This is a genomic window from Halorussus sp. AFM4 (assembly GCF_051194995.1).
Lineage (GTDB): Archaea > Halobacteriota > Halobacteria > Halobacteriales > Haladaptataceae > Halorussus.
In genome coordinates this window covers 1523387-1545626 of sequence record NZ_JBNTJT010000001.1, presented here as the reverse complement: position 1 = coordinate 1545626, position 22240 = coordinate 1523387, and the positions used below count along the sequence as shown (strand labels likewise).

Here is a 22240-nt window from a genome sequence, read left to right as displayed (position 1 = left end):
GCTGCGCCTCATTCGAAGTCACCGAGGCTCTGCTGGCCGCTACCGCCGTCGTCGCTCGCGGCCTCCGCGTCGGCCTCGCCGTCGACCTCCACGCCTGTCAGGTCGGGGTCCTTCCGGCCGACGTTCTCGAGGATGGACTCGGCGGTCTTCCGGCGGCCCCGGAGCGCCCCGAGCACGACCGACTTGTCGGCCTCGCGGAGGTCGGCCCGGGACTCGATGCCGGCCTCGTAGAGCCGGCGGGCGCGCTTGCGGCCGACGTTCCGGACCCCGGCGAGGTCGAGCAGCTCCTCCTCGACGCCGTACTCGACGCGCTTCTTGGCCTCCCGGATCGCCGGCCCGGAGTCCAGCCCGAGCTCGCCCGCGAGCCGCTCGGCCGCGTTGAGCAGCCACTCGGCGGTCTCGACCTTGCCGCGGATGTCGCCCGGCCCGACGCCGTACCGCTCGGTGATCTCGTCCTCGTCGAGCTCGGAGGCCCAGTCCTCGAGCAGCCGGGCGGTCTTGAGCGCCGACAGCCAGTCCTCGAAGGCGTGGTCCTCGAACTCCGAGGGCATCGAGCCGAGGAACTCCGACTCGCGCTCGTAGGCCAGCTCGGTGTACTCCTCGCGGTCGCCCGACCGGAGGTACAGCTCGTACATGTCGGGGGTGCGCGCGACCAGGTGGAACAGGCCGAACGCGGTGGGTCGGTCGTCGGCCGCCCGCAGCCCGTCGATGATCTCGGCGGCGCTCATCGGGTCGACGTACAGCTGGGAGACCCGGTGACCGAGGCCGGTGGCGCGCAGTCCCCCGTTTTCGCGCTCGAGGAACTCGTTGCGCTCGAGGTACTCCAGCACGTTCTGGGTCACGGTCTCGAGTCGGCCGGTCTCGTCGGTCTGGGTCGCGTAGAGGGTGCGTTCGAGGAACGACACCAGTTCGTCCTCGGAGTCGGCGAACCCGGAGGCGACCGTCGCCAGGATGTGGGTCCGGAGCGCGGGCTCGGCCGCGAGCTTCGACCGGACCGGCTCGGGGTCGGCCCAGACGTACCGGTCGAACAGCTCGTCGAGCTCGTCGTGGCTGTTGGCGATGAGCACCGCCTCGCCGTAGGGGTCGAGCCCCGGCCGGCCCGCCCGGCCGAACATCTGGTGGACCTCCAGCACGTCGAGGGGCTGCATCCCGCCGACGTCGCCGTCGTAGCGCCGCCAGTCCCGGACGATGACCCGACGGGAGGGCGTGTTGACCCCCGCCGCCAGGGTCGGCGTCGCCGAGATGACCTTCACGAGCCGGTCGCGGAAGGCGTCCTCGACGAGTTCGCGGCTACGCGAGGAGAGCCCGGCGTGGTGGAACGCCGCGCCCTTCTCGACGGCGTCGGCCAGGTCGTCGCTGGTCTGGGTGTCGCTTGCGTCGCGGATCTCGGCGGCGATGTCCCGGAGTCGCTCGCGCTCCTCGTCGGTGAGGTAGTCGCGGGTCACGTCGCCCAGCCGCCGCGCCGCGGCCTCGGCGTTGCGCCGGGAGTTGACGAACACCAGCGAGGAGCCCTCGTCCGAGAGGGTGTCCTCGACCAGCGCCGCGGTCGCCTTCTCGTTGCCCCGCGAGATCTGCTTCTTCGAGCCGTCGTCGAGGTGGAGCGCCTGGCCGTAGAGGACGCCCTTCTGGAGGTCGATGGGCCGCCAGGTCGAATCGATCAGGGTGGCGTCGAGCCACTCGGCGATCTCCCCGGCGTTGCCGACCGTCGCCGAGAGCGCGACCGTCTGGAGGTTCTCGTTGAGCTTCCGGAGCTTCGCGAGGGTGACCTCCAGGGTCGGCCCCCGGTTCTTCGAGTCGACCAGGTGGACCTCGTCGGCGACCACGCAGGTCAGGTCGTCGACCCACTGGGCGCCGTTCCGGACCAGCGAGTCGACCTTCTCGCTGGTCGCGACGATGATGTCCTTCTGGGCCAGCCAGTCGCCGTCGCTGTCGTAGTTTCCGGTCGAGACCCCCACCTCGATCCCGTACTGCTCGAACTCCTCGAACTCGGCCTTCTTCTCGCTGGCCAGCGCCCGGAGCGGGACGATGTAGAGGGCCTTCCCGCCGCGGGCGACGCTGGACAGCATCGCCAGCTCGGCGATGAGGGTCTTGCCGCTGGCGGTCGGGACGCTTGCGACCACGCTCTCGCCCTCGGCGACGCCGGCCTCGACGGCCTCGCCCTGAGGCGGGTACAGCTCCTCGATGCCCTGCTCGCGGAAGTGCTCGACCACGCCGTCTGGCAGGTCGGGGACGTCGTCGACGGCGACGGTCACGCCGACCACCTCCGGCCGGAGACGAAAGTAGTCATTACTCCGCCCTTGGCGCGTCTTCTGGTTTAAACTGTCGGGTCGGGGCGTCGACTCGTGATTTTGTAATCGCTCTACCTCCCGTCAGAAATGCTATCGAGATTGCCTCGAAAGCCCCCGCCCGGTCGCGGTCGCTGACCGACATGTCTTCGGCTCGCTTCGCTCGCCGGAAGACGTTCCTGCTCACTTCGTTGCGCGGGCTGCGACTTCCGCGGTCACGCGAGCGAAGCGAGCGTGACCGCGACCGGGCGGCCCCTTTCAGTCCCGCCGCCGGTGGATTGGCCCCTAAGCGCAGCCCAGGTCGTGTCGGTTGAGTAGTCAACAGTCGAGCCCCCGGCCGTGGTCGCACAGAAAAAGCCCGATTCGGAGTCCGCGACGCGGGCCGACGCTTGAGCCGTGTCGTCGTTACGCGATCTCGTCGTACTGCTCGGAGAGCTTGTCGGCGGCCTCGCCGAGCTGTTCGCGCTCGAACTCGGTCAGGTCCCACTCGACGACCTCCTGGACGCCGCCCTCGCCGAGCTTCAGCGGGACGCCCAGCGCGACGTCGTCGTGGCCGTACTCGCCCTCGAGCTTGATGGAGCCCGGGACGACCTCGCCGGTGTCCCGGACCACGGCCTCGACCATGTGGCCGACGCCGGTGGCGGGACCCCACTCGGTCGCGCCCTTCTTCTCGATGACGTTCATCGCGCTCTGCTGGAGCTCCTCTAAGATCTCCTCCTTCTCGTCGTCGCTGAACTCGGGGTCCTTGCCGTTGGCGCGGACCTTCGAGAACACCGGCACCTGGGCGTCGCCGTGCTCGCCCAGGATGGTCGCCTCGACGTTCCGGACGGGCTCGTCGAAGCGCTGGCTGAGGACGTAGCGGAACCGGGCGGAGTCGAGCCGGCCGCCGAAGCCGATGACCTTCTCGCGGGCGCGGTCGCCGGTCTCGTAGAGGTGGCGGTTGAGCAGGTCGACCGGGTTGGAGGTCGTGACGGTGACGAAGTCGTCGTTGTACTCCGCGATCGAGGAGCCGATGTCCTCCATGATGGGCGCGTTGTCGCCCGCCAGGTCGATGCGGGTCTGGCCGGGCTGGCGCGGGATGCCGGCGGTGATGACGACCACGTCCGACCCCTCGGTGGCCTCGTAGCCGCCCTGTCGGACCACCGTGTTGGCGTCGTACGCCGCGCCGTGGTTCACGTCGGCGGCCTGGCCGACGGTGTCCTCCTCCTTGTCCGGGATGTCGACGAGCACCAGTTCGTCGGCGATGTCCCGAAGCGCGATGTTGTACGCCGCCGCGGCCCCGACCGTACCGGCCGCGCCGACCACGCTGATTTTCGTCATACCACGTAAAACCCCTCCCGCTATTCGGTTAAGCGCTTCGGAACCGCCGAATACCGACCCCGTAAGACGTCGCTCGACGTTTCGGTAGTTCGACGACAGTCGAAAACGGGGCGGAATCCGCCGCGTTCGCGGTCGCCCGGGCGACCCGGGTCGCGAGACCGGAGACTTTTCGGGCCGGAACGCCTTCCAACGCACATGAGCAGCGACGACTCCGGCTTCGACAAGGAGGCCGAGCGCGAGAAACTCCGGGAGAAGTACGAGCGGGACCGGAAGGACCGCGAGAACACGCGCCGGATGAGCGAGCTCCTGCTCCAGGGCGCGACCATGACGGGCAAGCACTGCGATCAGTGCGGCGACCCCATCTTCCGCTACGACGGCCGGGAGTTCTGCCCGACCTGCCAGCACGAGGCCGAGGCGCAAGCTCAGCAGCAGAACGGCCAGACCGGCGAGCAGGTCCAGTCCGACGCCGAGGCCGGGCCGGACGGCCAGCCCGGGGACCGGCCCGACGCGCCCGCCGAAGGCGCGGCGCCGACCGGGACCGAGGTCGACACCGCCCCCACCGACGACGGCGAACCGGGCGACGCGGCCGACGAGTCGGCCGCGGACGCCGCAGACGATTCGCGGCCGGACGACGCCGGCGACGAACCCCGCGTCGAGATCGACGGGGTCCGGGTCGCCGACCGGCACGTCGACCGGTCGAACGTGCGCCGGCCGCCGTCCCAGACCGACGCCGACCGCGACCCGGCGCGCGGCCGCCGCGAGTCCGTCCGGGGGCGAGCGACCGACGACCGGGCCGGTCGCGGGTCCGAGCGCTCCGGCCGCGACCGCGCGACCTGGACCGGCGCCGGCCGCGACCGCGGACACGGCCACGACCACGCGTCCGCCTCGGACGGCCACACGACTGCCCCGACGGGTGCGACCCCGGCCGGCGCCGACGACCTCGCGGCCGCCCGGGAGTCGCTGGTCAGGAAGCTCTCGGCGCTCGCGCGCCAGGCCGAGCAGACCGACGACGTCGCCCGCGCCCGCGACCTGCTCGCGGCCACCCGCGAGGCCGCCGAGGCGCTCGCCGCGCTCGACCGGGCGAACCGCTGACCGGGAGAACTGTTAACCCGCCGCCCCCCTATCACCGACCATGGAGGTACTGGTTCCCATCGACGGCTCGGAGTGCAGCTTCCGGGCGCTCGACTTCGCCATCGAGTTCGCCCGCCGGTTCGAGGCGACGCTCAGCGTCGTCCACTTCACCGACAGCGAGACCGACGCCACCGACGACATCCTCGACCGCGCCCGCGAACGACTCCGGGAGTCCGATGTCGACTGCGAGCCCGAGGTGTCGACCGACGTGGAACTGTCGTTCCGGCCCGGCGACCGCATCGGCGAGGACATCCTCGAACTCGTCGAGGAGCGGGGCTACGACCACGTCGTCATGGGCCACCACGGCAGCGGGACCATCGACCGGGCGATCCTCGGGAGCGCCGCGCACACGGTCGTCGAAGAAGAGGCGGTACCGGTGACTATCGTTCCGTAGCGCTCGCCGCCGGCGGCTCCGAGCGCTCCGAGCGCCCGGGGAGCGCCCTCGGCCTGGCCGCCTCGGTCCGAAACCGGACGAACAGGAGGTCGAGGTCGAGGTCCCGGTCGCCGTCCCGGGTCTCGTGCTGGGGCTCACCGTACAGCGTCTGCTCGTCGCGGTCGCGCTCGACCTCGTGACGGGGCTCGCCGTACAGCTCTCGCTCGTCGCGTACCCCGTCGGTCTCGGAGTCGGTCCGCGTCGACTCCGCGCGTACCGCACGACGCTCGGTGGAAGGGCGTTCGTATCTCATTTACTCTGTACCTAACCGAGTCGCCCAGCAGGCTTAAGTCGCCGCGGCTGTTCTGGACAGTTTCGCCCGAAAACGCGGCGTTAAATGCAGCATACCCGAGGGTAAGCCACTGTTTCGCACGCCGTAACCGAGAAAACGCCCGGCGGAAACCGGAGATTCCGTCGGGAGTTCACGACCGTTCAGCGAGGGAACGTCGCGCTACCGGTCGTACTCGCTGCCGACGACCTCGCGGATGCGCTCTGCGGTCACTTCACCCACGCCTTGAACCTCGAGCAGATCGTCCTCGCGAGCCGTCATCACGGCCTCGACGGTCCTGAACTCCTCCAGCAGCGACCGGGCGGTCACCGGCCCGATGTCGGCGATCGAGGAGACGACGTACTCCTGCTGCTCGGCCAGCGTCTTGCTCTGCTTCTCGCCGTGGACCGACACCTCGCGGTCGTCCTTCTCCTGCTCGCGGGTCGCGATCACCTCCAGCAGGTCGGCGGTGTCGGCCTCGTCGGTCGTCCGGAGCACGCTGGCGCCGAAGTCGACCGCCAGCGACGCCAGGGCGCCCCGGACCGCGTTGGGGTGGACGTTGCGCTCCTCGTAGAGCCCCTCGCCCTCCAGCACCAGCACCGGCCGGGCGTAGTGGCGGGTCGCGTCGCCCAGCTGCTCGAACAGCGAGCGGTCGCCCCCGGTCAGGGTGTCGAGGAAGTCGCTGACCGACTTGCGCTCGACCACCACGCGGTCGCTCAGCACGTAGTCGCCGACCGAGAGGGTCTCCAGCCGGGTCTCGACGCCCTCGCGGGTCGAGAGGTCCCGCGCGATGGTCGAGTCGAGCTCGCGCTGGTCGGCCACGATCTCGACCGCCTCGCCGCTCGGGTCGGCGGTCGCGACCACGCCCTCCTCGGGCCCGTCGGCCTCGGCAGCGTCGGCGGTGGTCTCGGCGTCCGCGGTTTCCCCGGCGGTCTGGGCGTCCGCGGTCCCGTCGAGTTGCTCGTCGCTCCCGTTTCCGTCGGTGGACTCCGCTCCGGACCCGTCGTTACCGGCGTCCCCGCCGTCTTCGCCGGCGACCGACTCCCCGTCCGCTTGCTCGTCCCCGTCTCCCTCGACGGCGTCGAACGACTGCAGTCCGGGTTCGACGTCGGTCCTCGAATCGTCGCCGTCCGAGCTCCCCGGCGTCCCGAAGTCCCCGAGCTGCCGCTGGGAGTCGTCGAGCTCCTCCTCGACCTCGTCGGCGACGCCCTTGAGCTTCCGGAGCTCGTCCTCCATCTCGTTCTCGCGGCGCTTCGAGATCCAGAAGTACGCCTCGTCGCGGGTGTCCTCGGCGAGCAGGACCGCGACCCGGCCCTTCGCCTGCCGGCCGGTCCGGCCCTTGCGCTGGATCGACCGGATGGCGGTCGGCACCGGCTCGTAGAACAGCACGAGGTCGACCTCGGGGACGTCCAGCCCCTCCTCGGCGACCGAGGTCGAGACCAGCACCTCGAACTCGCCGGCCCGGAACCGGTCTAACACCTCCTGTTGCTCCTTCTGGGTCATCCCGTCGCTGCCGTCCTTGTCGCCCTGACCGACGAACCGCTGGGCGTCGAAGTGCTGGCCCAGGAACTCAGTGAGCGCCTCGGCGGTGTCGCGCGACTCGGTGAACACGATGACCCGCTGGCCGCCCTCGATGCCCAGCGTCTCGGCGATCCGCATCCGGGCACGGGAGTACTTCGGGTGGAGCCCGTCGTACTCCTCGGCCCGGCGCATCGCCTCCTGGACCTTGGGCTCGCTGACGAACCGCTGGCTGGCCTTCGAGGCGCCCGAGCTCCGGGCGGCGTTGCGCTGGCGCTCGAAGTACCGCCGGAGCGCCTCGACGCTCTGGGTCTCGACGTAGGTGACCGCGGTCCGGAGCTTCCGGATCTCGGCCAGCGCCGACATCCCCTTGTACCCCTCCGACTGGTCGTTGTCGATGAGCTGCTGGAGCTCGGCCCGCATCTTCTTGATGTCGGTCTCCGAGAGGTCGGCGCTGGTCTTGCGGGTGATGCCCAGCTCCTTGAGCTTCTCGAGGCGGTCCTCCACGACGTCGTTGAGCGCGTCCCGGATCTCGAGGACCTCGTCGGGGAGCTCGACCCGCTCCCACTCGACGTCGGTGTCGTGGGTGAACTCGTCGACGTCCGAGTCCTCCTCGGTCATCACCTCGACGTTCTCGATGCCGAGGTTCTCGCAGACCTCCAGGATCTCCTCCTCGTCGCCGCCGGGCGAGGCGCTCATCCCGGTGACGAGGGGGTTGTCGGCGTCCTGGTGGTAGCGCTCGGCGATGTAGTTGTAGGCGTAGTCGCCGGTCGCGCGGTGGCACTCGTCGAAGGTGACGTGGGTGACCGGCGCCAGGTCGATGCGGCTGCCGACCAGGTCGTTCTCGACGACCTGCGGGGTGGCGATGACGACCCGCGCGCTCCGCCAGAGCTCGGTGCGCTCGTCGGGCCGGACCTCCCCGGTGAACACCACGATGTCCTCGTCGTCGATCCGGAGGGCCTCCCGGTAGAAGTCGGCGTGCTGGTTGACCAGCGGCTTGGTCGGCGCGAGCAGCAGGCTCTTGCCGCCGACGTCCGCCAGCCGCTCGGCGGTGACCAGCAGGCTCACGGTCGTCTTCCCCAGCCCGGTCGGCAGGCAGACCAGGGTGTTGCGGTCCTTGGCCGACCCCGCGAGCTGGAGCTGGTACATCCGCCGCTCGATGAACTCCGGGACGAGGAGTTCGTGGTCCACGTACTGCTGGTCCCCGGTCGTCGCCATTCGGGTCCCGGTTGGTCGTCCTCCGATTAAAGGGTTCGGCAATCGGGGTGAAAGTGAAGCTCAGTCGTCGGCGTCGTCGGTCACCGCCGCCAGCGGCGTCGACTCCTGTGTCGGCGTGGTGAACGGCGTGATGGCGGCGGTGCGCTCCGAGACCACCGAGAGCCGCAGGACGTACGCGAACAGCAGCGCCAGCGGCGCCGCACCGACCGCCGCGAACACCGGCGTGATGACCGAGAGCTGCCGCGACGTGAGCGCCGGCGCCGAGGTGCTGACGAACGTCACCATCAGCGCGAGCCCGGCGAAGATGACCGGAACCCCCACGTACAGCAGGTCGCGGGACAGCCGCGAGAGCTCCTCCTGGATGTACACCGTCTTGAGGTACTGGCGGGCGACGTCGATCTGCTTGAGCCGCGTCACAAGCGTCTCGAGGCTGTCCTTGGCGTCGGGCGTGATGTGGTCGTGGTACGTCGTCTCCAGCCGCCAGATCTGGTGGATGTCCTCGGAGTAGTTGGTGTTGAGCGTGACCACCAGCGCCTCCAGGATGCTCGTGTCCTGGCGCTCGATCTGTCGGATCGAGCGCTCGATCTGGTCCTCCAGCGGCGAGAGGACGTCGTCGATGGCGTCGACGGCGTCGTCGCTCGCGATCTCCGACGTGTGCCCGTTGAGCGCCTCGACCGCGTCCTCGACGCCGCGGAGCAGCACTTCGAGGAACGCGGCCGGGGTGGCCGGCGGCACGTCCCGCTCGACCAGTTCGAGCGACGCCTCGCGGTAGGACGTCGTGTTCTCGATCTGGGCCCGGAGCTCGCCGGGCGCGCTCAGCTGGCGCGAGATGACGAGCTGGCTGATGGAGATGACGATGGTGATCAGCGTGAAGTTGCCGCCGATGATCGCGCTCGACATGTAGAACAGCGGGACCAGCTGCTGGGTAGACGACCCGACCCGGTACTCGATGGCGGCGAGGACGGCGAGCAAGCCGACGAGCAGACCTCCGGCGATCACCCACCGGTTGCCGGTCAGGAACACCCACTCGTGGAGCCCGGCCAGCGTCCGGCCCGCCCCGGTGGTGCTGTCGTCCGCTTCGAGCTCCTCCGGTTCCGGCGCCCGGCGCTCGCCCATGTCCGACCATCGGTCGTCCGGTCGGAAATGGAGTTCGGCCGCCCGTTGTCGGGCCGTCGTCGCTCAGTCGTCGGCGTCGTCGGCGACCGTCTCCAGCGGCGTCGACTCCTGGGTCGGCGTGGTGAACGGCGTGATGGCCACGGTGCGTTCCGAGACCACCGAGAGCCGCAGGACGTACGCGAACAGCAGCGCCAGCGGCGCCGCGCCGACCGCCGCGAACACCGGCGTGATGATCGAGAGCTGCCGGGGCGAGAGCATCGGCCGGTCGGTGCTGACGAACGTCACCATCAGCGCGAGCCCGGCGAAGATGATGGGAACCCCCACGTACAGCAGGTCGCGGGACAGCCGCGCGAGCTCCTCTTGGATGTACACCGTCTTGATGTACTGGCGGGCGACGTCGATCTGCTTGAGTCGCTCGACGACGTCTCCCAGACACTCCTTGGCGTCCGGCGAGATGTCCTCCTCGTACACCGTCTGCAGCCGCCAGATCTGGTAGATCTCCCGGGAGTAGTTGGTGTCGAGCGTGACCACCAGCGCCTCGAAGATGGTCGTCCCGCCCCGCCGGAGCTCGCGGACCGAACGCTCGAGCTGCGCCTCGAGTGGGTCGAGCACCTCGTCGACGGCGTCCGCGGCGCCGTTCTGGGTCAGCTCGTCCCGGTGGGACTCGAGGCTGCGGACGGCGTCGAGGACTCCCTCGAGCAGCACTTCGAGGAACGCGGCCGGCGTCGCGGGCGCGACCTCCCTGCCGACCGACTCGGTCGAGGTCTCCCGGTACGCCGTCGTGTCCTCGATCTGGGCCCGGAGCTCGCCGGGCGCGCTCAGCTGCTGGGAGATGACGAGCTGGCTGATGGAGATGACGATTGTCAGCAGCGTGAAGTTGCCGCCGATGACCGCGCTGGTCGCGTAGAACAGCGGCACGAGCTGCTGGGTCGCCAGCCCCATCCGGAGTTCGATGGCGCCGAGGACGACGAGGAAGCCGACGAGCAGGCCCCCGGCGAGCACCCACCGGTTGCCGGTCAGGAACACCCACTCGTGGACCCGCCCCAGCGTTCGCCGGGACCCGTCGGGGGAGCCGTCCGCCCTCCGTTCGGTCACCTCGTCCCGGTCCCGATTCATGTCTGCGCGTAAGGGGCTCCGTCGCCAAAGAAAATTCGGCCAATCGCACGAGGGCGGGGCCCTTCCGACTGCGGGCCTGCTGACGGTGCCCGTCCTCTCGACGCTGTTCCCGATGGCCTGACCGCCGTCGGTCGGGTCCGTCCGCTCCCTCCGCTTTTCCCGGAGAAACAGCTCACGCCGCCGCGGTCGGCAGGTACCGGAGCGCGAGGTACATCACGACCGCCGACCCGACCGGGATGGTGAGGTTGTCGTCGATGACGTAGCCCGCGACGATGGGCTTCATCCCGTCGGCCAGCGTCGCCGCCAGCGCGCCCAGCGCCGCGGTCACCAGCGGCAGCCCCGACAGGCTGGTGATGAGCAGGCAGACCCCGAACGTCAGCAGCAGGGTGTGGGTCGCCTTCACGCCGAGCTCGCCCGACCCCGCCAGCCCGCTGACGGGGTCGGCGATGGTGAGCATCAGCATGGCGGGGATCGCGATCCGGGGCTCGAACGCCAGCACCGCCGCGGTCATCCCGAACATGTAGAGGGCGTAGCCCGCGAGGTTGTCCTGCTCGTACTCCCGGGTGAGCTCGTCGAAGATCCGCCAGTCGAGCCCGACGAACAGCCGGACCGCCTCGAGCACGATGGCGCCCGCCGAACTCGCCACCAGCAGCAGCCGCAACTGTTCGTAGGACGCGAGGTCGAGCAGGTACAGCGCCGGATACCCCGTCCCGGAGACGTGGACCAGCCGGCGCTTGACCTCGCTGTGGAGCGGCACGGTTACTGTTCGGGCGCGGGCGCGTCGAGGTCCGCGAAGGTGGTCTCGCCCTCGCGGAGTTCCGCCAGCAGCTCCGGCAGGTCGTCGATGGGCACCCGGACCTGGTCGGTCGAGTCCCGTTCTCGCAGGGTCACGGTGTCGTCGGTCTCGTCGTCGACCGTGACGCAGAACGGCGTGCCGACCTCGTCCTGGCGGCGGTAGCGCCGGCCGATCGAGCCCGAGTCGTCGTAGGTCACGTCGAAGCCCGCCGCCCGGAGGTCGTCGGCGATCTCGCGGGCGCGGTCGTCCATGCCCTCCTTGCTCACCAGCGGGAAGACGCCGACGAACGTGGGCGCGACCTCGGGTTCGAGCGCGAGGTAGCTCCGGGTCTCGCCCTCGATCTCGTCCTCCCGGTAGGCGTGGTCGAGCACGGTGTAGATGACCCGGTCGATGCCGATGGAGGGTTCGACCACGTGGGGCATGACGTGCTCGCCGTTCTCCTTGACCTCCTCGACGGCGAAGCCGGTCTTCTCGGTCGGGACGGCGTACTCCTCGCCGTCGACCTCGACGGTGACCTCCTCGCCCTCGAACGCCGCCCGGTCGCGCTCGGCCAGCAGTTCGAGCTCGGCGGCCACGTCGGCCGCGTCGCCGCCGAACTCCGGCCCGAGGTAGCTCATGTCGGGATCGACCGTCGCACGCTCGACGACCTTCGGCTCGTCGTACTGCTTGAAGACGGTGAAGTCGTCGTCGGAGTACTCGTCGTGCTTGCTGAGGTCGTAGTCGCTCCGGTAGGCGTAGCCGGTGATCTCGATCCAGTCGCCGTCCACCTCGGCCTCTGCGTCCCAGCAGTCCGCGGCGTAGTGGGCGAGCTCGCCGCCGAGGTGCTGGCGGAACCGGAACCGGTCCATGTCGACGCCGATGGACTCGTACCACTGCTTGCCGACGCCGAGGTAGTAGGCGACCCACTCGTGGACGATGCCCTCCTCGACCGCCTCCGCGACGGTCTTGCGGACGTACTCGCCGTCGTCCTTCTCCTGCTCCTCGGCGGGGTAGAGCTTGAGCTCGACGTCCGCGACGCGGTCGAGCTCGGGCTCGTCCTCCTCGGGGTCGATGAAGTGCTCGAGCTCGGCCTGGGTGAACTCCCGGACCCGGACGATCGACTTCCGGGGGCTGATCTCGTTCCGGTAGGCCTTGCCGATCTGGGTGATGCCGAACGGGAGCTGGTTGCGGGCGTACTCGGCGAGCTGGGGGAACTCCACGAAGATGCCCTGGGCGGTCTCGGGCCGGAGGTAGCCCGGCGAGGAGCTGCCCGGGCCGATGTTGGTCTCGAACATCAGGTTGAACTCCTCGACCGGCTCGCCGGCCAGCGCGGCGCCGCAGCTCGGGCACTCCAGGTCGTGCTCGCGGATGAGCTCCTCGACCTCCGGGATCGGGATGCTCTCGGCCTCCTCGATGTCGGTGTTGTCCTCGATGAGGTGGTCGGCCCGGTGGCTGGCGCCGCACTCGGGGCACTCGACCAGCATGTCGTCGAAGGTGTCGAGGTGGCCCGACGCCTCGAAGACCGGCTCGGGCATCACGGTCGGGGCGTCGATCTCGCGGTGGCCCTCCCGGACCTGGAACCGCTCGCGCCAGGTGTTCTCGACGTTCTGCTTGAGCGTCGCGCCCTGCGGGCCGTAGGTGTAGAAGCCCGAGACGCCGCCGTAGGCGCCGGCCGACTGGAAGAAGTAGCCCCGCCGCTTGGCCAGCTCCACAAGATCGTTCCGGGTCACTGTATCGCCTCCAGCAGGTTGATGTCCCGGACGATGCCCACCAGCTCGTCGCCCTGCACCAGCGGGATCTGCTCGATGTCGTTGCTGAGCATGGTCTGTGCGGCCTCCTTGGCGGTCTTCTCGCCCGAGACGGTCACCACGTCGGCGGTCATGAAGTCCCGGACCGGCGCGGCCGGGATCTCGACGTTCCGGGTCGGCAGGTAGCGCTTGCCGACCGCCTTGATCGACTCCCACTTCCAGTCGTCGTCCTCGTCGGCGATGGAGTCGCCGGTGTCGTCCTCGCCCTCGACCACGCGGGCGACCTCGATGATGTCGACCTCGGTCAGCACGCCGCCCATCTCGCCCTCCTCGTCGAGCACCACGGCGTACGGCAGGTTGGCGTAGTAGAGCTCGCGCTCGGCGACCGTCAGCGGCGTCTCGACGTAGGTGGTGTTGACGTCCCGCGAGGCGATGTCGGCGACCGACTCGCTCCCGTCGGCGTCGCCGTCGGCGATGGCCCGCACCACGTCGGTGACGGTGACGATGCCCTCGAGCTGGCCGTCGACGACCGGCACCCGGCGGGCGCCCTCCGCGACCATCAGCTCGGCGACCTCCTCGACGGTGGTGTCCTGCGTGGTGGTCGGGACGTCCCGCATCAGCATCGCGAGCTGGTCCTCGTCGGGGTTCTCGATGAGGTCGTCCCGGGAGATGAGCCCGCGGAACTCCTCGGACCCGCCGCTGTTCTTGACCACGGGAACGGACGAGAACGACCGCTCCTGCAGGTACTCTAGCACGTCGTCGCGGGTGCCCGGAAGCTCCACGGTGACGACCTCCGAGCGGGGCGTCATGGCTTCGCCGACTTTCATGTTCGCGCGATACGGGGCGGGGCGCCTTGTAGTCTACGAACCGAACGTTCCCGCGGCGCCCGATTCGGCCGGTCGGGGCTCCGAGCGTTCGCGCCGCGTCGTCGAAGAGAGAATCAGCGCGGTCCGACGTCCGGGCGGTCGCGGTCCGACGCCCGGGCGGTCGCCGACCTACTCCTCGTCGTCGAGCACGCCGTCGAACTCGACCTCGTAGCCCGTGTACTTGTGCGGGTCGGGGAAGAACTTCTCGACGTCGTCGTGGCGGAACGACCCGAGGTGGGTGCCGTCGAGCGTCTGGACGTGGGTGTACATCTGGTCCTCCTTCAGCGCGGTCTTGACCAGGCCGGGCGCGTGGCGCATCTCGAAGTTGCCCGCGATGAGGATGGCTGTCTCCGAGTCGGGGTCGAGCAGCTGTGTCAGCACGAAGACCCGGCCCTGCATCTCGTTGCGGAACACCCGGTACTGCGGGAACGCGCCGGTCTCGACCGCCGCCTCGAACGGCTCGGCCTTGTTGTCGGGCACGACGTGGACGAACCCCCACCGGTCGGTCTCGCCCGCGTCGGGGTTCGTCGGCGCGGTGTGGCCCGCGCCGATGGCCACGACGTCCCACCCTTCCTCCTCCATGTCGGCCTCCATCGCCTGCATGTCGTCGAGGGTGCGCTGCCAGGCGCCCTTGTGGACGTCGGCGCTGCCTGCGATCTGCTCGGCGTAGTCGGGTTCGTCGTCCCCGGCCCCAGTCTCTGGCATGTGTCGGTCTGACGGTCTTCTGATGGTAAAGCCTGTTGTTTGGGCGGACGGCGGGCGCTGAGTTCGCCGGAACGAAAGCGTCGGGCGAGCGAGGACGTTGGCAGCACGGGAACCTGGCGGAACGGAAGCGCCGGCCAGAACAGCAGAACCGGGCGGCACGCTCACGTCGGGCCGACCGTCACGCGGCGCCCGCCGCGGCGACGCCGAACACGGCCTCCATCGCGAACGACCAGGCGAGCGTCGCCAGCCCGGCCAGGAAGATCTTGAGCGCCACCGAGACGCGCTCGTCCGGCGGGAGCGAGAACCACGGCAGCGGCGGGATCCGCTGGACCGCCGCCTGGAACGCGGTCTCCTCCCGGCTGTTGACGACGGTGCCGGACGGCCGCTCCTCCCTGACGATCTTGATCTCGCCCTCCTCGCCCTCCTCGGTCTTCCACGGCGGGTCCGGCCGGAGCTGGAGCGTGCCGTAGCCGAACGCGAGCAGGCCGACGACGAACATCACGTACTTGGCGGTCACCAGGCCGCCGCCGAGCACCAGCCCCGCCAGGGCGCCGACGACGAACACCGTCGCGGCGACCGCGAGCGAGTAGACCGCGGCGTCGACCGCCTGTCGGGCGCGCCGGGAGGCCGCCGACGTCGGGGGCCGCTCAGTTGACGACATCTATCGGTCGGTGGAGCGCCTGCCACATCTATCGTTCGGTGTACGGGACGAACTCGTCGGGCTCGGTGTACTCCGCCTCGTGGCGGTGGCAGTGGCTGACCCGACCGGTGTCGCTGACGACGTAGTTCTCGGGGTCCTCGGCGTCGCAGACGCTGCCGAACTCCTCGCGGAGCACCTGACGGGCCTTCGCCTCCTCGTTGTCGGCCACGTACCCGGCCGCCTCGTCGACGTGGCGCTCGACCTCGGGCGAGAGGTCGAGGTCGCCGAACAGCTCCCTCCGGATCTCGTCGATGTCGGAGAACCGCGTCTCCATCCCGAGCAGCTCCTTGGCCCGCTCGGTCAGCGACTTCTCGGCCCGGGCCCGCTCGCGGAGCACCTCGCGGAACACCTCGATGGCGACCCACGTGTCGGCGTCCATGTCCTGGTACTCGTCGGGCCGGATCTTCATCGGACACCGGGTGGTGAACGGACACCCCTTCGGCGGGTCCCGCGGGCTCGGCGGCGTCCCCCGCAGCGTGATGCGCTCGCGCTCGACGGTGGGGTCGGGCTCGGGGATCGCCGACAGCAGCGAGTGGGTGTAGGGGTTCTTCGGGTTCTCGAACAGCTCCTCGGTCTCGCCCAGCTCCATGATGTTGCCCAGGTACATCACGGCGACCCGGTCGCAGATGTGCCGGACGACGCTGAGGTCGTGGGCGATGAACAGGTAGGTCAGCCCGAACTCGTCCTGGAGGTCCTCCAGCAGGTTGAGAATCTGGGCCTGGACCGAGACGTCCAGCGCCGACACCGGCTCGTCGAGCACGACGAACTCGGGTTCGAGCGCCAGCGCCCGGGCGATGCCGATGCGCTGGCGCTGGCCGCCCGAGAACTGGTGGGGGTACCGGTAGTAGTGCTCGGGCTGGAGCCCGACCACGTCGAGCAGCTCCCGGACGCGCTCGCGGCGGTCGGCCGGCTCGTTCCAGTCGTGGACGTCCAGCGGCTCGCGGACGATCTCGCCGATGGTCATCCGGTCGTTGAGGCTCGACTCGGGGTCCTGGAACACCATCTGGCTGTTCCGGCGCCACTCCTTGAGCTCCCTGCCCGAGAGCTCGGTGATGTCGGTGCCGTCGAACAGCACCTCGCCCGACGTCGCGTTCTCCAACTGGATGAGCGTCCGGCCCAGCGTGGTCTTGCCGCAGCCGGACTCGCCGACCAGCCCGAGGGTCTCGCCGCGCTTGATCTCGAAGTCGACCCCGTCGACCGCCTTCACGGGGTTCGAGTCGACGATACCGCCCTCGTCGTAGTAGGTCCTGAGGTCGTTGACCTCCACGAGCGTCTCGCCCGTGGCGACGCTGACCGACTCCTGTTGGACTTGCTCGCTCATCGTTCGCTCACCTCGCGCTGGCTCTCGCGCTGTTCGTGCAGCTCCACCGCCTCCCGCCGGGTGACGTCCTCGGGGTACAGCAGGCAGGCCGCGGTGTGGTCCTCGGCGTCGTCGTTCACCTCGACCGACGCCGGGTGGACCCTGGTGCAGTCCTCGAACGCCTCGGGGCACCGCGGCTCGAACCGGCAGTAGCTCGCGGGCTCGTTCGGCGTGGGCACGTCGCCCTCGATGGTCTGGAGCCGCTCGGCGCCGGGCTGGTTGCCCGGGATCGACTGGAGCAGCCCCCGGGTGTAGGGGTGCCGGGGGTTCTCGAACAGCTCCTCGACCGGGGCGCTCTCGACGATCTCGCCGGCGTACATCACGTTCACGCGGTCCGAGACCTCCGCGATGACGCCCATGTCGTGGGTGATGAACATGATGGCGAGGTCCCGCTCCTCCTGGAGCTCGTCGAGCAGCTCCAGGATCTGGGCCTGGATGGTGACGTCGAGCGCCGTGGTCGGCTCGTCGCAGATGAGCAGCTCGGGATCGCAGGCCAGCGCCATCGCGATGACCGCGCGCTGGCGCATCCCGCCCGAGAACTCGTGGGGGTACTCCCTGACCCGCCGGGCGGCGTCGGGGATGCCGACCGCCTCCAGCAGGTCGATGGCCTCCTCGGTGGCGGCCGCGCCCCGCAGGTCCTGGTGGAGCCGGAGCGCCTCCTTGATCTGGTTGCCCACCGTGTAGACGGGATTGAGCGAGGTCAGCGGGTCCTGGAACACCATCGCGATGTCGCCGCCGCGGATGTCCCGGTACTGCCGCTCGGACTTCTCGGTCAGCTCCTCGCCGTCGAACTCGATGCTACTGCCGTCGAGCACCCGGCCGGGCGAGTCGACCAGTCCCATGATCGAGCGGGCGGTGACGCTCTTGCCCGACCCGGACTCGCCGACGATGCCGACGGTCTCGCCCCGCCGGATGTCGAAGCTCACGCCGTCGACCGCCCGGATGACCTCCTTGTCGGTGAAGAACGCGGTCTGGAGGTTCTCGACCGACAGCAGCGGTCGCTCCTCGCCGCGGGTCGCCGCGGTCTCGCGCTGGGCCATCAGGCACCACCTCCGCCGGCCGCGGCGGCTTCAGCGCCCTCGCCTTCGCTGCCCTCGCTCTGCGGGTCGATGGCGTCGCGGATGCCGTCGCCCAGCGCGTTGAACGCGGTCACGACCAGCACGATGAGCACGCCGGGGATGAACGAGATGTGCCACGACGCGGTGGTGACGTACCCCTGGCCGATGTTGACGGCCCGGCCCCACTCGGGCGTGGGCGGGTTGATGCCCAGCCCGAGGAACGACAGGCCCGCGACCGCGATGATGATGCCGCCCAGCCGCATCGAGGCGTACACCAGCAGGTAGCCCAGGATGTACGGCGCCATGTGCTTCTGCATCGTCACCCGGGGGCGCTGGCCGAAGCTCTTGGCGGCGTCGATCCACTCCTGCTCGGCGATCTGCATCGCCGGACCGCGGATCGACCGCCAGAGGAACGGCCACCCGGTCACGGCGAAGATGACCGCGAGCAGGAAGCCGCCGCTGTATATCTCGGCCAACCACGTCCCGCCGAGCACCACCGACAGCAGCATCACGAACAGCAGGCTCGGCAGCGACATGATGGAGTCGCCGAGGATGACCACCAGGAGGTCGACCAGCCCCTTGTAGTAGGCGGTCAGCAGCGCGAACGCGACCGCGATGAACCCGCTGACCACGATGGAGGTCAGGCCGATGAACAGCGATATCCTCGCCCCGGCCGCCATGAAGGTGAACATGTCCTTCCCGCTGGGCAGCGTCCCGAACGGGTGCCACCGGCCGTACTGGTCGTACTGCATCGGGCCGACGTTCTGGTCGGGGGTCCCCTGCGAGCGCGCCCCGAGGTTGGCCGCCCCGACCGTGATGTTCTCGAGCTGGCCCTGGTCGTTGTAGTACTCGATGTAGTGGGAGTAGGGGTTCGAGATGGTCCGCTCGACGGTCGTCGGCCCGAGCGCGGGCGCGAACATCGCCATCACGACGAACGCGAACACGATGACAGCGCCGAACTGGCCCCACCGGTGACCTCTGACCCGGTCGACCATGTCGTCGCGGGGCGTCCAGTCGGCGTAGCGGTAGTGCTCCCGGAAGATCTCGTAGCCGCGCCAGAGCCACACCATCCACACGAACGCGTAGGCGTAGATCAGCACGACCCGGATCGCCCACGCGTAGGCGGCGGGCAGGTTCAGGAACGTCTCCTTCCACGCGCCGTCGGGCGTCACGTACCCGTTGTTCGGGATGAGCTCCCGGGTGAGCAGCGTCGGCAGTTCGACCGGCGATCCCACCAGACCGGTCACGAAGTGGACGACCGCGCCGGCTTCGAGCGCGAACAGCAGCAGCGCGCCGACGAGCCATCCCATCGCTGGCCCGGGGTTCTCCCGGATGCGTTCGAGTATCGACGCGTCCTCTCGTCGCGGGTCTGCGCTCATATCAGGCACCTCCGTCGTAGCCGACTCGCGGGTCGATTATCGTGTACAGCAGGTCCTGGACGATGTTGATGACGACGACCAGCAGGATGAAGATGAACATCAGCGACCCGACCAGCGGCATGTCGCCGTTCTTGACCGCCTGGAAGAACAGGAAGCCGATGCCGCTGATGTCGAACACCGTCTCGACCAGCACGGACCCGCCGATGAGGATGAACGCCTCGCCCGTGATGATCGGCACCAGCGGGATGAGCGCGTTCCGGAAGATGTGCTTCCAGACGAGCGACCGGGGCGGGACGCCCTTGGCCTTCGCCGTCTCGATGAAGTTGGAGTTCACCGTCTCGAGCACCGCGGTCCGGCCGATGCGCATCTCGTTGCCCATCGACGCCGACCCCAGCACGAGCGCGGCCGGCGCGATCTTCTTCAGCGCCGTGACGAACCCCTCGACCGACGTGAGGTCACCCAGCGGCGGCGGGCCCGTCACGTTCGTCGGGAACAGCCACCCCTCCCAGTTGAACCCGAAGAGGTAGTCGCCCGACTGCGAGAGGACGCTCATCAGGATGACCGCCAGCCAGAAGTTCGGCATGGCGCGCCAGACGATGCCGCCGAACGACGCCACGTAGTCGCTGAACGTGTTGGGGTTGAGCCCCGCGTAGAACCCCAGCGGGATGCCGATGAAGAGCGCGATGAGCACCGACCAGAACCCCAGCCAGATGGTCCGGGGCGCGTAACTGGCCACCAGCGCGTACACGCTCGTGTCGGGGCTGACCACCCACGACTCCCCCAGGTCGAAGGTGAACATGTTGATCATGTAGTCGATGTACTGCTCCCAGAGCGGCTGATTCAGCCCGAGTTGCCGCCTGATGGCTTCGTACGCCTGCGGGTTCCCCTGTGGTCCCAGTATCGCGGACACCGGGTCGAGCGGTCCCGCCCGGATCACGAGGAACGTGATCGACGTCCCGAACAGCAACACCGGAATCGAGAGCAACAGCCGCTTCGCGAAGTACTGCCACCTGCTCACGGCGAACCACCGCCGCGGAGGCGGCTACTCCTGTCGTGTTGAACGTACCCAAACTGGACCGCGCACATGAGCGACAAATAGTGAGTCCAGTCATTATGTCTTGCGCTTTCTGACACCACGGGAAATTCCGGCAGTAACGCCCCTCACGGCTGTGTACCCGGCGCTTCCGCGAACGCTATCAGACCGGAACTCGTCGAAAAGAATAAAAGTCGTGAGGTCAGTTGCGCTTGCCGAGCTTGACCGTGTTGTACATCTGGCGCGAGGTGCCGGCGCCGCCGAACTTCGGCACGTCGACCCACTTGTACTTGAACCGCTCGTCCATCTGGTGGTAGGCCGGCAGCAGGACCATGTCGTCCCAGTTGGCCTCCTCCATCTTGACGTACGCCTCGTTGCGCGCCTGCTGGGCCTTGTCGGTCGGCGCGCGGTTGTTCTGGATGGTCTGCCAGGCCTGCTTTGCCTGCTTGGACGCCTTGGTCCCGGACCAGTTGAAGTACGAGATGGGCGCGTCCAGCGACGTGTCGGTCTGCGGCGGGTTGAGCAGCTGCAGGAAGTTGTCGGGCGCGGGCCAGTCCATGAGCCACCCGAGCGAGTACGCCTCGAGGTTGCCGTTCCGGCCGCGCTTGAGCAGCGTCGAGAACGGCGCGGTCTCGATGGTCATGTCGATGTGGGCGCTGGCGAGCTTGTCGCGCAGGAGCTTGCCCAGGTCCGGCCAGGTCGACGAGGACTCGTAGACGGTGAACGTGAACGAGGCCTTGTTGTCGGGGCCGTAGCCGGCGTCCTTCATCACCTGACGGGCCTTGTCGAGCTGGGTCTCGTTGTACCCGTACGGGTAGTTGTTCTTGGCGTGCTTGCGGTAGGCCGGCGCGCCGCCGGGGTAGATGGACGGCGGCGTGAAGTGGTACGCGGTCTCGCCGCGGCCCTTGAACACCTTGTCGACGGCTTCCTGCTGGTTGAGCGCGTAGGCGGCGGCCTTGCGCACCGCGGCCGGGACCGCCTCCATGTTGAACCCGATGTAGTACGCGTTGATGGTCGCGAAGCCGGTGTAGTCCATCGTCGCGCCGCTGGTGGTCTCACCGTAGGTGCCCACCTTGCGGCCCAGGTCGTCGGTCTTCTCGACGTTGACCTTGTCGGGGTTGTAGTGGCTGGTGGGGAGCTGCTCGCCGGTCACCATGTCGGCGTTCTGGTTGACGGTCCCGTAGGTGTACATCGCCTCGGAGTCCGACATGATGTTCCAGTGGACTCCCTCGATGTTGGCCTTCTTGCCGTGGTAGTCGTCGTACCGGGTGACCACGGCCTCGTTGTTGCCCTCCCAGTGGTCGAACTCGAAGGGGCCGGCGCCGATGGGGTTCTTGGTCGCGAACTCCTTGTGGGGCATCTTGCCCTCGTACCCCTCGACGTCGCCGACGATGCCCTCGGGCACGGCGGCGAACGAGGTGTACGCCAGCATCTCCATCGTGGCGTGGAACGGCTTGCTCAGCTCCATCTCGATGGTGTAGTCGTCGACGGCCGTGACGGCCATCGAGCCGGGCTTGTACTGCTCGACCTCCTCGCCGTCCTTCGTGACCGTCTCCTTCTCGTGCTTGACGCCGATGGAGTCGAGGATGAAGTACGCCCGCCGGGACTTGTCGGAGGCCGCGAGGCGCTCCCACGAGTAGACGAAGTCCTTCGCCGTGACCTCGTCGCCGTTGTGGAACGTGACGCCCTCCTTGAGCTTGAACGTGTACGTCTTGAAGTCGTCGGAGGTCTCGTACCCGCTGGCGATCTGGTTCTCGATCTCGATCTCGCCGTTCGGGTAGTTCATCAGGGCGTCGAACACCTGCTGGATGACCCGCCCGGAGGCGGTGTCGGTCGCCCGGACCGGGTCCATCGTGGTCATCGTGGAGTTGATGAGCCGCAGGTAGTTCTCGCCGACGTCGGGTGCGCCCTCGCCGCTGGTCGTCGTCGTCTCCTGACCGCTGCTGTCACCGCCGATGCAGCCGGCCAGCGCTGCGGCCGATGCCGCACCGCCGGTCGCCTGCAGGAAGCGACGGCGACTAACGTTGTCAGTATCTGTCATCCAACCGCTCATTGTAAAGCAGAGCGGATAAAGTTACCGTTGTTACCTCGTGAAACACTAGCTTGGTCCCGCAGTTGTCCCGTCTCCGGCCGCATTCGGTCCGGTTTGTTCTTTTTCTACTGATGATTCTGAACACGTATCCGGAAACTCCGCACCGCGGACCCTCCCCG

At 68.9% G+C, this 22240-nt stretch carries 18 protein-coding genes; 2 read left to right on the top strand and 16 right to left on the bottom strand.

Annotation, left to right across the window (positions count from 1 at the left end):
* Positions 1–8: 8 nt before the first annotated feature.
* A complete protein-coding gene (locus tag ACQUQF_RS08035; protein ID WP_435177515.1) occupies positions 9–2252 on the bottom strand; it encodes an ATP-dependent DNA helicase in 2244 nt (747 codons plus the stop codon).
* A 438-nt stretch (positions 2253–2690) separates the two neighbouring features.
* Positions 2691–3605, bottom strand: coding sequence for a malate dehydrogenase (mdh, locus tag ACQUQF_RS08030; protein ID WP_435177513.1), 915 nt, complete (start codon positions 3603–3605; stop codon positions 2691–2693).
* A gap of 195 nt (positions 3606–3800) precedes the next feature.
* Between mdh and ACQUQF_RS08025 the strand changes: the two genes are divergently transcribed.
* Both ACQUQF_RS08025 and ACQUQF_RS08020 read left to right on the top strand, forming a co-directional pair.
* On the top strand, positions 3801–4697 hold the full coding sequence (locus tag ACQUQF_RS08025) for an Sjogren's syndrome/scleroderma autoantigen 1 family protein (protein ID WP_435177511.1): 897 nt from the start codon (positions 3801–3803) through the stop codon (positions 4695–4697).
* Between the two features lie 40 nt (positions 4698–4737).
* A complete protein-coding gene (locus tag ACQUQF_RS08020; RefSeq protein ID WP_435177509.1) occupies positions 4738–5130 on the top strand; it encodes a universal stress protein in 393 nt (130 codons plus the stop codon).
* On the opposite strand, the gene ACQUQF_RS08015 is transcribed toward ACQUQF_RS08020, so the two are convergent.
* From ACQUQF_RS08015 to ACQUQF_RS07950, 14 genes are all read right to left on the bottom strand, one after another.
* The gene (locus ACQUQF_RS08015) at positions 5117–5422 is read right to left on the bottom strand and encodes a hypothetical protein (protein WP_435177507.1); all 306 of its coding nucleotides are present in this window, start codon (positions 5420–5422) and stop codon (positions 5117–5119) included. The two genes, ACQUQF_RS08020 and ACQUQF_RS08015, sit on opposite strands and share 14 nt — an antisense overlap.
* A 198-nt stretch (positions 5423–5620) precedes the next feature.
* On the bottom strand, positions 5621–8173 hold the full coding sequence (locus tag ACQUQF_RS08010) for a DEAD/DEAH box helicase (RefSeq protein ID WP_435177505.1): 2553 nt from the start codon (positions 8171–8173) through the stop codon (positions 5621–5623).
* Positions 8174–8233: 60 nt separating this feature from the next.
* On the bottom strand, positions 8234–9289 hold the full coding sequence (locus tag ACQUQF_RS08005; protein WP_435177503.1) for a hypothetical protein: 1056 nt from the start codon (positions 9287–9289) through the stop codon (positions 8234–8236).
* A 63-nt stretch (positions 9290–9352) separates the two neighbouring features.
* On the bottom strand, positions 9353–10405 hold the full coding sequence (locus ACQUQF_RS08000; RefSeq protein WP_435177501.1) for a hypothetical protein: 1053 nt from the start codon (positions 10403–10405) through the stop codon (positions 9353–9355).
* A 172-nt stretch (positions 10406–10577) separates the two neighbouring features.
* Positions 10578–11162 carry a dolichol kinase gene (locus ACQUQF_RS07995; RefSeq protein ID WP_435177499.1) on the bottom strand — a complete coding sequence of 195 codons (585 nt, stop codon included), beginning with the start codon at positions 11160–11162 and terminating at the stop codon, positions 10578–10580.
* Between the two features lie 2 nt (positions 11163–11164).
* A complete protein-coding gene (glyS, locus tag ACQUQF_RS07990) occupies positions 11165–12910 on the bottom strand; it encodes a glycine--tRNA ligase (protein WP_435177497.1) in 1746 nt (581 codons plus the stop codon).
* A complete protein-coding gene (locus ACQUQF_RS07985; protein ID WP_435177495.1) occupies positions 12907–13755 on the bottom strand; it encodes a CBS domain-containing protein in 849 nt (282 codons plus the stop codon). Before ACQUQF_RS07985 ends, glyS begins: the two co-directional genes overlap by 4 nt.
* Positions 13756–13923: 168 nt before the next feature.
* Positions 13924–14499 carry a DUF7529 family protein gene (locus ACQUQF_RS07980; RefSeq protein WP_435177493.1) on the bottom strand — a complete coding sequence of 192 codons (576 nt, stop codon included), beginning with the start codon at positions 14497–14499 and terminating at the stop codon, positions 13924–13926.
* Positions 14500–14677: 178 nt separating this feature from the next.
* Entirely contained in the window at positions 14678–15160 is a 483-nt protein-coding gene (locus ACQUQF_RS07975; RefSeq protein WP_435177491.1) for a DUF7555 family protein, read from the bottom strand.
* Between the two features lie 28 nt (positions 15161–15188).
* Entirely contained in the window at positions 15189–16520 is a 1332-nt protein-coding gene (locus tag ACQUQF_RS07970) for an ABC transporter ATP-binding protein (RefSeq protein WP_435177489.1), read from the bottom strand.
* On the bottom strand, positions 16517–17599 hold the full coding sequence (locus ACQUQF_RS07965) for an ABC transporter ATP-binding protein (RefSeq protein WP_435177487.1): 1083 nt from the start codon (positions 17597–17599) through the stop codon (positions 16517–16519). The genes ACQUQF_RS07970 and ACQUQF_RS07965 overlap by 4 nt, the downstream gene beginning before the upstream one ends.
* Positions 17599–18996, bottom strand: a complete 1398-nt coding sequence (locus tag ACQUQF_RS07960; RefSeq protein WP_435177485.1) for an ABC transporter permease — start codon at positions 18994–18996, stop codon at positions 17599–17601. Before ACQUQF_RS07960 ends, ACQUQF_RS07965 begins: the two co-directional genes overlap by 1 nt.
* Position 18997: 1 nt before the next feature.
* Complete coding sequence (locus tag ACQUQF_RS07955; protein ID WP_435177483.1) at positions 18998–20014, bottom strand: ABC transporter permease; 1017 nt, start codon at positions 20012–20014, stop codon at positions 18998–19000.
* 217 nt (positions 20015–20231) lie between these two features.
* A complete protein-coding gene (locus tag ACQUQF_RS07950) occupies positions 20232–22070 on the bottom strand; it encodes an ABC transporter substrate-binding protein (protein WP_435177481.1) in 1839 nt (612 codons plus the stop codon).
* Positions 22071–22240 lie beyond the last annotated feature (170 nt).

What these genes read in the sequence shown, in the direction of transcription:
- mdh (WP_435177513.1), bottom strand. Translation starts at nt 3,605, where the DNA reads ATGACGAAAATCAGCGTGGTCGGCGCGGCCGGTACGGTCGGGGCCGCG.
- ACQUQF_RS08025 (WP_435177511.1), top strand. Translation starts at nt 3,801, where the DNA reads ATGAGCAGCGACGACTCCGGCTTCGACAAGGAGGCCGAGCGCGAGAAA.
- ACQUQF_RS08020 (WP_435177509.1), top strand. Translation starts at nt 4,738, where the DNA reads ATGGAGGTACTGGTTCCCATCGACGGCTCGGAGTGCAGCTTCCGGGCG.
- ACQUQF_RS08015 (WP_435177507.1), bottom strand. Translation starts at nt 5,422, where the DNA reads ATGAGATACGAACGCCCTTCCACCGAGCGTCGTGCGGTACGCGCGGAG.
- ACQUQF_RS08010 (WP_435177505.1), bottom strand. Translation starts at nt 8,173, where the DNA reads ATGGCGACGACCGGGGACCAGCAGTACGTGGACCACGAACTCCTCGTC.
- ACQUQF_RS08005 (WP_435177503.1), bottom strand. Translation starts at nt 9,289, where the DNA reads ATGGGCGAGCGCCGGGCGCCGGAACCGGAGGAGCTCGAAGCGGACGAC.
- ACQUQF_RS08000 (WP_435177501.1), bottom strand. Translation starts at nt 10,405, where the DNA reads ATGAATCGGGACCGGGACGAGGTGACCGAACGGAGGGCGGACGGCTCC.
- ACQUQF_RS07985 (WP_435177495.1), bottom strand. Translation starts at nt 13,755, where the DNA reads ATGAAAGTCGGCGAAGCCATGACGCCCCGCTCGGAGGTCGTCACCGTG.
- ACQUQF_RS07980 (WP_435177493.1), bottom strand. Translation starts at nt 14,499, where the DNA reads ATGCCAGAGACTGGGGCCGGGGACGACGAACCCGACTACGCCGAGCAG.
- ACQUQF_RS07975 (WP_435177491.1), bottom strand. Translation starts at nt 15,160, where the DNA reads ATGTCGTCAACTGAGCGGCCCCCGACGTCGGCGGCCTCCCGGCGCGCC.
- ACQUQF_RS07970 (WP_435177489.1), bottom strand. Translation starts at nt 16,520, where the DNA reads ATGAGCGAGCAAGTCCAACAGGAGTCGGTCAGCGTCGCCACGGGCGAG.
- ACQUQF_RS07965 (WP_435177487.1), bottom strand. Translation starts at nt 17,599, where the DNA reads ATGGCCCAGCGCGAGACCGCGGCGACCCGCGGCGAGGAGCGACCGCTG.
- ACQUQF_RS07960 (WP_435177485.1), bottom strand. Translation starts at nt 18,996, where the DNA reads ATGAGCGCAGACCCGCGACGAGAGGACGCGTCGATACTCGAACGCATC.
- ACQUQF_RS07950 (WP_435177481.1), bottom strand. Translation starts at nt 22,070, where the DNA reads ATGACAGATACTGACAACGTTAGTCGCCGTCGCTTCCTGCAGGCGACC.